Source organism: Streptomyces sp. (assembly GCF_019510245.1).
Lineage (GTDB): Bacteria > Actinomycetota > Actinomycetes > Streptomycetales > Streptomycetaceae > Streptomyces.
Window position 1 is genome coordinate 20,859 of the sequence record NZ_JAEKKT010000201.1, and the last position, 10,577, is coordinate 31,435.

Annotated in this window: 5 protein-coding genes; 2 read left to right on the forward strand and 3 right to left on the reverse strand. The window is 74.6% G+C overall.

Annotated features, from left to right (window positions below; all coding sequences use genetic code 11):
• Nucleotides 1-38: 38 nt before the first annotated feature.
• The 3 genes from JF597_RS40545 to JF597_RS40555 all read right to left on the reverse strand — a co-directional run bounded on the left by JF597_RS40545 (nucleotide 39) and on the right by JF597_RS40555 (nucleotide 6,736).
• Nucleotides 39-1,370 carry a carbohydrate ABC transporter permease gene (locus tag JF597_RS40545; RefSeq protein WP_294008556.1) on the reverse strand — a complete coding sequence of 444 codons (1,332 nt, stop codon included), beginning with the start codon at nucleotides 1,368-1,370 and terminating at the stop codon, nucleotides 39-41.
• Nucleotides 1,371-1,377: 7 nt separating this feature from the next.
• Entirely contained in the window at nucleotides 1,378-2,754 is a 1,377-nt protein-coding gene (locus tag JF597_RS40550; RefSeq protein WP_294008557.1) for an ABC transporter substrate-binding protein, read from the reverse strand.
• Between the two features lie 175 nt (nucleotides 2,755-2,929).
• Nucleotides 2,930-6,736: an FHA domain-containing protein gene (locus JF597_RS40555; RefSeq protein WP_294008558.1), complete on the reverse strand. Its 3,807-nt coding sequence runs from the start codon at nucleotides 6,734-6,736 to the stop codon at nucleotides 2,930-2,932.
• Nucleotides 6,737-7,154: 418 nt separating this feature from the next.
• On the opposite strand from JF597_RS40555, the gene JF597_RS40560 reads away from it, so the two are divergent.
• Entirely contained in the window at nucleotides 7,155-8,900 is a 1,746-nt protein-coding gene (locus JF597_RS40560) for a serine/threonine-protein kinase (protein ID WP_294008559.1), read from the forward strand.
• Between the two features lie 111 nt (nucleotides 8,901-9,011).
• Entirely contained in the window at nucleotides 9,012-10,247 is a 1,236-nt protein-coding gene (locus JF597_RS40565) for a serine/threonine-protein kinase (RefSeq protein ID WP_294008560.1), read from the forward strand.
• Nucleotides 10,248-10,577: the final 330 nt, after the last annotated feature.

Sequence of the window (10,577 nt, forward strand, 5' to 3'; positions counted from 1 at the left end):
GCCCCCGGACCCCCAGCCGAAATACAGGCGGTGCACGCTCATCGCCGCTCCTCCCGCCGCAGCCGACGCACGTTGAACCACATCACCGGGATGACGAGGAGCAGCAGGAACACCGCGATCGCGCTCGCGATGCCGGGCTGGCCCTCCGAGAAGCCCTTGCGGTACAGCTCCAGGGCGAGCACGTTCGCGTCGTCCTGCGAGGAGCCCGGCGCGATGATGTACACGAGGTCGAAGACCTTCAGCACGTTGATCATCAGGGTGACGGTGACCACCGCGAGGACCGGTGCGAGCAGCGGCACGGTGACCTTGCGGAACACCTGCCACTCGGTCGCCCCGTCGACCCGCGCCGCCTCCAGGAGCTCCCGTGGCACACCCGCCAGCCCGGCCGCGATCAGCACCATCGCGAAGCCGGCCCACATCCACACGTACGACCCGATGATGGCCGGTGTGACGAGGGTCGGGCCGAGCCAGTCGACGCCGTTGTAGGGCTGTTTGAAGTTGCTCGCGGGCAGCCGCAGCTGGGCGCCGTCGGCGGCTGCGGGCAGGGTGAAGGTGCCGTCGGCGGCGGCCTTCGTCGACGCCACCACCTTGCCGTTCTTCACCGCCTCGACGCGCATCCCGGCGTAGCCGAGTTCGGACGGGTCGGGGGCGCCCAGCCTGCCGACGCCCTTGCCGCGGGTGAAGTCCTGCCAGGTGGTGCCGGTGATCTTCCCCGGGTCGGGCTTCGCCGCCACGGCCTTCCTGGCGCCGTCGGGCATCTGGTCGGGAGCGACGCCGACGAGCGGGAGGGTGACGGTCTGGCCGGTGTGGACGGTGGCCGTGGTGATGAAGCCGCCCTGGTCCGGTTCGAGGGGCGACTCGCGGCCCGGGTGGGCGTTCGGGAACGCGGAGGACTGGGCGAAGGTGTCGTGGATGCCCACCCAGACCGCGTTGGCGACCCCCTTGTCCGGATCCTGGTCGTAGACGAGGCGGAAGATGATCCCGGCGGCCAGCATCGAGATCGCCATCGGCATGAAGACGACCAGCTTGAACGCCGTGCCCCAGCGCACCCGTTCGGTCAGCACCGCGAAGATCAGGCCGAGGGCCGTGGAGACCGTCGGCGCGAACACCACCCAGATGACGTTGTTCTTCAGGGCGGTGCGGATGCCGTCGTCCGTGAAGATCGCCTTGTAGTTGTCGAAGCCCGCGAAACCGTCCCCGTTCGCGTTGTAGAAGCTGCGGATCAGCGAGTACCCGATCGGGTAGACCACGAGCGCGCCGAGCAGCACCAGGGCGGGGAGGAGGAAGAGAACCGCCACGCTCCTGCGGGTTCCGGTCACGCTCCTGCGACGGCCCGGTGGAGCGGGGGCCGTGGTCGAGGGTGCGGCCATCGCCGGGTCAGCTTCCGCTGCCGTAGGCGGCCGCCGCGTCCTTCTCCAGCTTCGCCTGGGTGCCCGCGACGTCCGTGGGGTTCTGCAGGAAGTCCTGGAGGTCCTTCCACTCGCCCTTGCCCGGGGTGCCGCCGAACGCCTGCGGAGCCTGGTCGGACATGTCGAAGCGGAAGTCGTCACCGGAGGCGATCAGGGACTTGGCGATCGTGCGCTGCACCTCGTTCGGATAGGCAGAGTTCGGCACGCTCTTGTTCGGCGAGAGGTAGCCGCCGAGCTTCGCCTGGATCGTCGCCGCGTCCGGGGAGGCCAGGAACTTCGCCAGCGCCTGGGCGCCCTTGGAATCCTTGAAGACGACCGCCGCGTCCCCGCCGGAGACCACGGGGGCCGTGGAGCCGACCGCCGGGAACGGGAACACCTTGGCGTCCGTGCCCACCTTCGCCTTGGTCTCGCCGATGTTGACCTGCACGAAGTCGCCCTCGTACACCATGGCCGCCTTCGGCTGGTCGCCGCCGGTGAAGGTCTGCGTCACCGAGGCCGGGAACTCCGTCTGCAGCGCGCCGGACGCGTTGCCCGCGACGTACCCCTTCTTGCCCCAGACCTGGGCGAGCGTGGTCAGCGCCTGCTTCACCGACGGGTCGGTCCACTTGATCTTGTGCTGGGCGAGCTGGTCGTACTTCTCCGGGCCCGCCTGGGAGAGGTAGACGTTCTCGAACCAGTCGGTCAGCGTCCAGCCGTCGGCGCCGCCGACCGAGAACGGCGTGACGCCCGAGTCGTACACCGCCTGTGCCGTCGTCAGCAGGTCCTGCCAGGTCTTGGGCTCCTTGGCGCCCGCGTTCTCGAAGACCTTCGCGTTGTACCAGATCAGCGACTTGTTGGCGGCCTTGTAGTAGACGCCGTACTGCTTCCCGCCGACCTTGCCGATGTCCTGCCAGCCCTGCGAGTAGTTCTTCTGCACTTCCCCGACCGTGTCCGCGCTCAGCGGCTTCGCCCAGCCCTTCTGCACGGCCTGCTTGATCGCACCGGGCTGGGGCAGCAACGCGATGTCCGGCGGCTGGCCGCCCGCGATCTTCGATCCCAGGAAGTTGATGATCGGGTCCTGGGCGGGCACGAAGGTGACCTTCGCGCCGGTGCGCTTCTCGAACTCCGCGAGCACCTGCTTGAAGTTCTTCTGCTCCTGTCCCGTCCACACGGCGGCCACTTCGAGGGTGGTGCCATTGAGCTTCGGAAGGCTGAGGGTGCTGTTCTCGGTGGCGCCGGTGCCGGTGTCGCCGTCGGACTTCTTGTCGCTGCCCCCGCACGCGGTGAGCGCGAGGGATCCCGCGAGCAGGGCGGCGAGTGTGGCGAGGGCCCTGTGTGTCCGGATGGTGTTGCTCATGACGCGCATCACTTCCCCGTTCGTCGTTCCTCGTTGAACGTCAGAACTCTGTCCCGTGCGCTCCGGTCTACGCGGGGGCCGCGTACGCGGCAAGTAGGCCGACAGGTCAGCGCCGGGGATCGTGATCGCGTTGTGATCGGCGAGCCGGTGGACGGCCGGACGGCCCGAAAGAGGTTCCCCTCCCTCACAGCAGTGAGGGAACCTCCGCCGCCGAGACCTCCTTCGCCGCCCTCTCCACGGCGCTCGCCAGCAGGGCCAGGTCGGTCGGGCCGTTGCCCAGTTCGCGGATCGGGCGGCGGGCCGGGGGGTCGCCCATGCGGTGCCAGTCGAGGGCGACCACCGTGGGGCGCTGGGTCGCCGTGCGGGGGATACGGCCCGTGACACGGCCCGTCTGGAACGCCGTGGTGCGGCCGTCCGGTGTGGTCAGACGGCCACGGCCCGGCGCCGGTTCGTCGGGTCCGCCGGCCGGGGTGTCCAGGGCGATGCGCAGGGTGGCCTGCCGGGCCGGTTCCGTCTCCGCAGTACGGCCGCCGGTGCCGGCCGCCGCCACCAGGTGGACGCCGAGCCGCTGGCCCTCCTTCGCCACCGCCTCCAGCGCCCGCATCACGGAACCGGCGGCCGGGCGGCCCGGCGAACCCAGCGCGGGGGAGACCAGGGCGTCCAGATCGTCGACCACGACCACGAGACGGGGCAGCGGGGGCGGCGGCGCCTCCGTACGCCCACGGGCCGCGGCACCGGCCCCCGGGCGCAGGCGGAGCGTCGAAGTCGGCGGGGCCTCTATGTCGGCGGCGCCCGAGGCGCCGGGGCGGGCGCGCTGCGGGACGATACGGCCGGAGATCTCCCGCTGCGCGTGCCAGTCGGCGAAGTCGGAACGGCCCAGCAACTCGGCCCGCCGCTTCAGCTCCGCGCTCAGCGACTGCGCCAACTCCCGCATGCGCACCGGGTCGTTGGCGGTCAGGTGGGTCGTGACGTGCGGTATGTCCGTACAGACCCGAAGTCCCTCGCCGTGCCCGGCGCCCGCGCCGACGCCGTCACGGCCGTCGATGAGGACGATCCCGAGCCGGTCGGGGCGCTCGGCGGCGGCCAGCGAGGCGACCACCGCCCGCAGCAGCTCCGTACGGCCGCTGCCGGGCGGCCCCTCGATCAGCAGATGCGGCCCCTCGGCCACCAGGTCGGCGGTGAGCGGGCCGCGCGGCCCGGCGCCGAGCACCGCCCGGGCCCGGCCGCCCAGCGACTCGGTGTCGTCGGCCGCGTCCGCCCAGCGGGCCATCAGCGAGGCCGGGGTGGCCCTCGCCAGCCCCAACTCGTCCAGCAGCCGGGCGGACTGGGGAAGCGGGGCGGCCATGCGCGTCTGCCGGTCGGCGCCGGGGCCGTCGGGGCGCAGCGGGGCCAGCGCCCTCGCGAACCGCTCGGCCCAGGCGGGAGAGACCGCGTCCACCGCGGCCAGGGTCCCGGGGCCGACCGGACCGGCCGGACCGGCGTGGCCGGTGCGGCCGCCGGCGGAGACCCGCATGAGGTGCAGCGCCGTCGCCACGTCGCCGCTCAGCAGGGCCACCGCCCCGCACTCCCGGAACGTCGGCGTCACCGCGCACGCCTCCTCGTAGGTCTGGTCGACCGGGGAGGTGGACGAGGTGGGGGCCGTCTCCGCGAGGCAGACGACATGCACGCCGGCACGCGGTCCGGCGACGGTCAGCCGCGCCACCGCGTCGCGCAGGGCGGAGCCACCGGGATCGCCGTCCACGACGACGACCGTGTACGGGCCCGGGAAGCCGCCCTTGCCGTCGTCGGAGCCGAGGTCGTGGCGGGCCCAGGACGGGCCCCTGGCGGCTTCGGGGGATGCGGCGTCCGCTTCCGTACGGGCCGGGGCGGGGACCGGCGCGGGTGCGGGGCGGTCGGACGGGGTGGCCGGTCGGCGGGGGCCGGACAGCTCCTCCGTCCGCCGCAGCAGTTCCTCCACGCGGGCCGCCGCCTGTTCGCGGTCGTAGGCCAGCAGCAGGCGGCAGTCCTGGCCGTGTCCCGGGCGGACGTGCGGCAGCCAGCCGAGCCACGACCACTCGGCCGTGCGCTCCTCCAGGGGGCGGGCCCGGTCCGCGCTGATCAGGACGATCTCCAGCAGGTCGGGCGAGTGCAGCGCGGCGAGCTGGGCCAGGACCGCGCGGGCGAGGCCCGCCAGGCGGGTGCGCGGACCGGCCAGGCCGAGGGCGCCGGCCTCGCGCAGGTCCGCGGTGACCGGGACGGCGGGAAGCAGGCCCGAGCCGTCGGGCGTCGGGCGGTCCGCCGTGCCGAGCCGGACCGTGAGCGCCTCGGGGTGGCCGGGGCCGCGCTCCCAGAGGCGGGGGCCGGGGCCGAGCGCGGTCAGCAGCAGGGCGGCGGGGTCGGGCCAGGTCTCCGGCTGGACGGGGACACCGGCGGACGCGGTGCCGCCGTCGGCCGTCGGGGTCTCGTCGTCGGCGGCCGACGGGGGCTCACCGCGCCCGCCGGCCAGCCGCCGCGCCCACGCCCCGAGCCCGCCGCGCCTGCGGGCGCCGGGCAGGGCGGGGGCATCGGTACCACGGAGGGGGGTGCCTTTGCGCCTGCCGGAGGGCGCGGGGGCATCGGCGGGGTCGTGGGCGAGGGCGCCGTCGTCGTCGGGGGCCGGGCCGGGGGCCGCAGGGCGGGGGGCGGTGGGTCCCGCGCCCGTGGAACTCCGGCCGCTTCCGACGCCTCCGGCACTTTTGGAGGGGGCCGGGCGATCGCCGAGCACGCCGGATCGGCCGGCGTGCGTGTCGCCCGACCCGTGCCTGACGGCGGCTCCGGGCGCGGTGCCGGATGCGGTGCGGGCGCCCTGCACCGCGTCGGGGCCGTACGCGGGTCCTGATCCGTGGGGCGCGCCGGCGCCGTACGCGGCCTCGGAACCGTGGGAGGGGACGGCGCCGCGCGGGCCCGGCAGTGTGCCGCGGTTCCCGGCCGACGGGTGTCCGTGCCGGTCGCCGCCGTACTCGCGGGCGGCCGACGGCGGCTCGGGCCGCTGCCCCGCCGGTGACGGGAACCCGCCCCCGTGCCCGCCCTCCCCGGCTGGGGATCCGCCTGCCCGCCCGGTCCACGGCGGTCCGTCGCCACGGCCGGCGGCCGGCTGCCCGCCCCGGCTCTCGATCCTCGGTGCGTCCCCCTGCGCCGGTACGACCGGTGGCTGCGCCGGACCCTGCTCCGGGCTCCCGGCGGCCCCGCCCGCGGCTCCCCAGCCCGCCGTGCCGTAGGCGTGATGGGTGCGGCCGGCCGGTGCGTCCGGACCGCCCCCGACGGCGGCGGAACCGGCGCCGTCGGTCCCCTCGCCGCCCGTCAGCACCCGCACGCACCCCTCTCCGTCGGGTGCCGTGCCCACCCGGGCCCCCGGCCCCCCGGACGGCGTAAGCCGCAGGGCCGATTCCCCGATGCGCAGGAGCGAGCCGGGGGTGAGGCGGACCGGGCGGTCGGTGACGCGGGTGCCGTCCAGGGCCGTGCCGTTGGTGGAGTGCAGGTCGGCGACCGAGACCCGGCCGTCGGCGGCGACCGTGACCGCGCAGTGCAGCCGGGAGACGTCCGGGTCGTCGAGCGGGACGTCGGCGTCGGCGGAGCGGCCGATGGTGATCTGGCCGCCGTGCAGGAGGTGGACCCCGCCCGCGTCCGGGCCGGCGATCACGTGCAGCTGGGTCGGGGCGTCGTCCAGCTCGGGGTGCGGCTCGGGGGCCGCGGGCGCGCCCAGGGACAGCACGGCGCCGTCGACCAGCGGGGGCTCGCCCAGGATGCGGCGGCGGGCGTCCAGCCGCTCCGTCCCGGCGTACAGCACGACCGGGGCGCCGCTCGGCTCGCGGCCGCCCAGGCTGCCGTCCCCGGTGACCGCCGAGGCCAGCCCCGACGCCACCGCGGCCAGGTCCGTGCCCGAGGGCGCCGTCACCAGCACGTCGCGGCTCACGGCCCGGCCCCGCTGCGCGGCAGGGCCCAGCGGGTCTACGACGGTCAGCCGGATCTGCATCGCCGTCAGCGGTCCCTTCTGCGCGGGCGCGGAATTCCCCCCACCACCACGAGCACGTCGGCCAGTTCTGCTGTCAAACGCATCCTCGCACCTGCCACTGACAACGCGCCCACGCCCCGATGGTAAGTGATCTTGATTGGTCAGCTCTGCCCCCAAAAGTGCCTGACCAATAACGCGCGGACGATCACTTGAGATCGGTCACGTCCGAGCCCGGCAACCAGCGGACCGAAGCCAGCGTCTTTCCATCGAACGCAGGCCGGAACGCCAACGTATGGGGATACGTCGGGACGCTTATCGGCTCCCTACCGGGGAGCGGGAAAGCACAGCCCGACGACAGCCCGGTCCCGGGCACCACGGCACTACAGTGGGTCGGACACATGGGTCGGAGACATTCAGCAAGCAGCAGGGAGCGCATGACGTGCGGCCGGTAGGCAGCAAGTACCTCCTGGAGGAGCCGCTGGGACGCGGCGCCACCGGGACCGTCTGGCGTGCCCGCCAGCGGGAGACCGCGGGCGCCGAGGCGGCCGTGCCCGGCCAGCCTGGCGAGACCGTCGCGATCAAGGTCCTCAAGGAAGAGCTCGCGAGCGACCCCGACATCGTGATGCGCTTCCTGCGGGAGCGCTCGGTCCTGCTCCGGCTCACCCACCCCAACATCGTCCGGGTCCGGGACCTCGTGGTGGAGGGTGACCTCCTCGCTCTGGTCATGGACCTCGTCGACGGCCCCGACCTGCACCGCTACCTGCGCGAGAGCGGCCCCTTCACGCCCGTCGCCGCCGCCCTGCTCACCGCCCAGGTCGCCGACGCGCTCGCCGCCAGCCACGCCGACGGCGTGGTGCACCGCGACCTGAAGCCCGCCAACGTGCTGCTCGCGCAGTACAACGGCCAGATGCACCCGATGCTGACCGACTTCGGCATCGCCCGCCTCGCCGACTCCCCGGGCCTGACCCGCACCCACGAGTTCGTCGGCACGCCCGCCTACGTCGCCCCGGAGTCCGCCGAGGGCCGCCCGCAGACCTCCGCCGTCGACATCTACGGCGCCGGCATCCTGCTGTACGAGCTGGTCACCGGCCGCCCGCCGTTCTCCGGCGGCAGCGCCCTGGAAGTCCTCCACCAGCACCTCAGCGCCGAGCCCCGCCGCCCCTCCACCGTCCCCGACCCGCTGTGGACGGTCATAGAACGCTGCCTGCGCAAGAACCCCGACGAGCGCCCGAGCGCCGAGAACCTCGCGCGCGGCCTGCGGGTCGTCGCCGAGGGCGTGGGCGTGCACGCGAACTCCGCGCAGATCGCGGCGGCCGAGGGCGTCGGCGCGCTGCTCGCCCCCGACCCGGCGCCGGCCGCCGTGCCGGGCGCGGCCGACCCGACCCAGGTGCTGCCGAACACGGGCACGCCGATGGGCGCGTACGACCCGAACGCCGCGACCAGCGTCCTGCCGCACACCGGCCAGCCGGGGCCGTTCGGCGCCGCCGACCCGACCGCCGTGCTGCCGAACACCGGCGCCGCCGATCCGACGGCCGTCATGCCGCCGATGCCCCAGGGGCAGCCCGGTCAGCCTGGGCAGTCCGGCCAGCAGCAGCCCGAGCAGCCGCACCCCTGGCAGACCCAGCTCCGCGCGGCCCGCGACCGCAACGAGCAGACCCAGGTCCAGTACCTGGACCCGGGCGAGGACCCGCTGCGCCGCCGCCCTCAGCGCCAGGTGGCCCGGCCGCAGCAGCAGCCGCGCCAGGCCCCGCAGCAGCAGCCGGTCCGCCGGCCGCAGCCGCGCGGGCAGGGCGGGCAGCAGGGCGGACAGGGCGGGTACGGACAGCAGCCCGCCGGCTACGGGCAGCAGCCCGCCGGGTACGGGGGCGGCCGGCCGCAGCAGCAGTACGCCCCGCCGCAGCAGCCCCAGCAGCGCTATGCGCCGCCCCCCGCCGAGCCGCAGCAGCGGGCCCCGCGCGAGCCGCGGCAGCGCAGCGCCAACCCGATGCGGATCCCCGGGCTCGGCTGCCTCAAGGGCTGCCTGTTCCTGGTCGTCATCCTGTTCGTCGCCGGCTGGCTGATCTGGGACCTGACCCCGGTGCACACGTGGGTCGGGCAGGGCGAGGGCTACTGGAGCCAGCTCAAGGACTGGACGAAGGCGGTCGGCAACTTCATCGGAGACCTGGGCAACGGCTCCGGAAGCTGACCGCGACTCTGGGGATTTGTCGACACCTGGCGGGTGATTTCCGCCTCCGTGGTGAAGGTTGGCTCGTCGGACGCGTACTTTTGTCGGCAACACGCGTCTGTAGGAGCAGCCTTGGCACGGAAGATCGGCAGCCGGTACACCGCCAACCAGATCCTGGGGCGGGGCAGCGCCGGCACGGTGTGGCTGGGCGAGGGGCCCGAGGGGCCCGTCGCCATCAAGCTGCTGCGCGAGGACCTCGCGTCCGACGAGGAGCTGGTGGGCCGCTTCGTGCAGGAGCGCACGGCACTGCTGGGTCTCGACCACCCGCACGTGGTGTCCGTCCGTGACCTCGTCGTCGACGGCAACGACCTCGCCCTCGTCATGGACCTGGTCCGGGGCACGGATCTGCGCACCCGCCTGGACCGGGAGCGGCGGCTCGCGCCCGAGGCGGCCGTCGCGATCGCCGCGGACGTCGCGGACGGGCTGGCGGCGGCACACGCGGCGGGCGTCGTCCACCGCGACGTGAAGCCGGAGAACGTCCTCCTCGACATGCAGGGCCCGCTGGGCCCCGGCGGCTCCCACCCCGCCCTGCTGACGGACTTCGGCGTCGCGAAGCTCATCGACTCCCCGAAGCGGACGCGCGCCACGAAGATCATCGGTACGCCGGACTACCTGGCCCCGGAGATCGTTGAGGGCCTGCCGCCGCGCGCCTCGGTGGACATCTACGCGCTCGCGACGGTCCTGTACGAGCTCCTCGCGGGCTTCACCCCGTTCGGCGGCGGCCATCCCGGCGCGGTGCTCCGCCGCCACGTCACGGAGACCGTCGTCCCGCTCCCCGGCATCCCCGAGGAACTCTGGCAGCTGCTCGTCCAGTGCCTGGCGAAGGCGCCGGCGTCCCGGCTGCGGGCCTCCGAGCTGGCCGCACGGCTGCGGGAGCAGCTGCCGATGCTGGCGGGGATGCCGCCGCTGGACGTCGACGAACCGGAGACGGAGACGCCGGAGGAGGCCGAGGAGTCGGCGACGGCCGCCGCTCCGGCCGCGGAGGAGCAGCGGGTACGGCGCCGGGGGGCCGTCTCCCTGGTGCCGGGGGCGAAGCCGGACTCCAACCGGGACACACACACGTCGATGCTCGTGCCGGGCCCCGACGAGCTGTCTGGCGGCGCCCGCGGCACGGCGCGGGCGCCGCGGGCGTCGGGTGCGCCGCGGCCGGGGTCGGCGCGGCACCGGGTGGCGGCGCGCCGGCGGAGGGTGACGTTCGCGGTGGCGGGGGTCGCGGTGGCGGCGGCGGTCGGTGTCGGCGCGTGGCTGGCGTCCTCGGGCGACGACTCGGCTCCGCCGCAGGAGACGCACAACTCGTCGACGCCGTGACCTGCCGGTGGCTCCGCCGATTCTTTCCCACCCGCCCACCCGACTCGGTAGACAAAAGAGCCACCGCCACGGGGCTCCGCCCCGGACCCCGAGAGAAAGCGGACGCCCGCGGCCCGGCTCGGTAGGTGTCAGGGGAGCCGTCATGGGGCTTCGTCCTGGACTCCGAGGGGGAGTGGGCGTTCGCGGCCTGGCTCGGTAGGTGTCAGGGGAGCCGTCGTGGGGCTTCGTCCGGGACTCCGAGGGGGAGTGGGCGTTCGCGGCCTGGCTCGGTAGGTGTCAGGGGAGCCGTCGTGGGGCTTCGTCCGGGACTCCGAGGGGGAGTGGGCGTCC

Coding starts and splice junctions, on each gene's coding strand:
- JF597_RS40545 (WP_294008556.1), bottom strand. CDS start 1,370: ATGGCCGCACCCTCGACCACGGCCCCCGCTCCACCGGGCCGTCGCAGG.
- JF597_RS40550 (WP_294008557.1), bottom strand. CDS start 2,754: ATGCGCGTCATGAGCAACACCATCCGGACACACAGGGCCCTCGCCACA.
- JF597_RS40555 (WP_294008558.1), bottom strand. CDS start 6,736: ATGCAGATCCGGCTGACCGTCGTAGACCCGCTGGGCCCTGCCGCGCAG.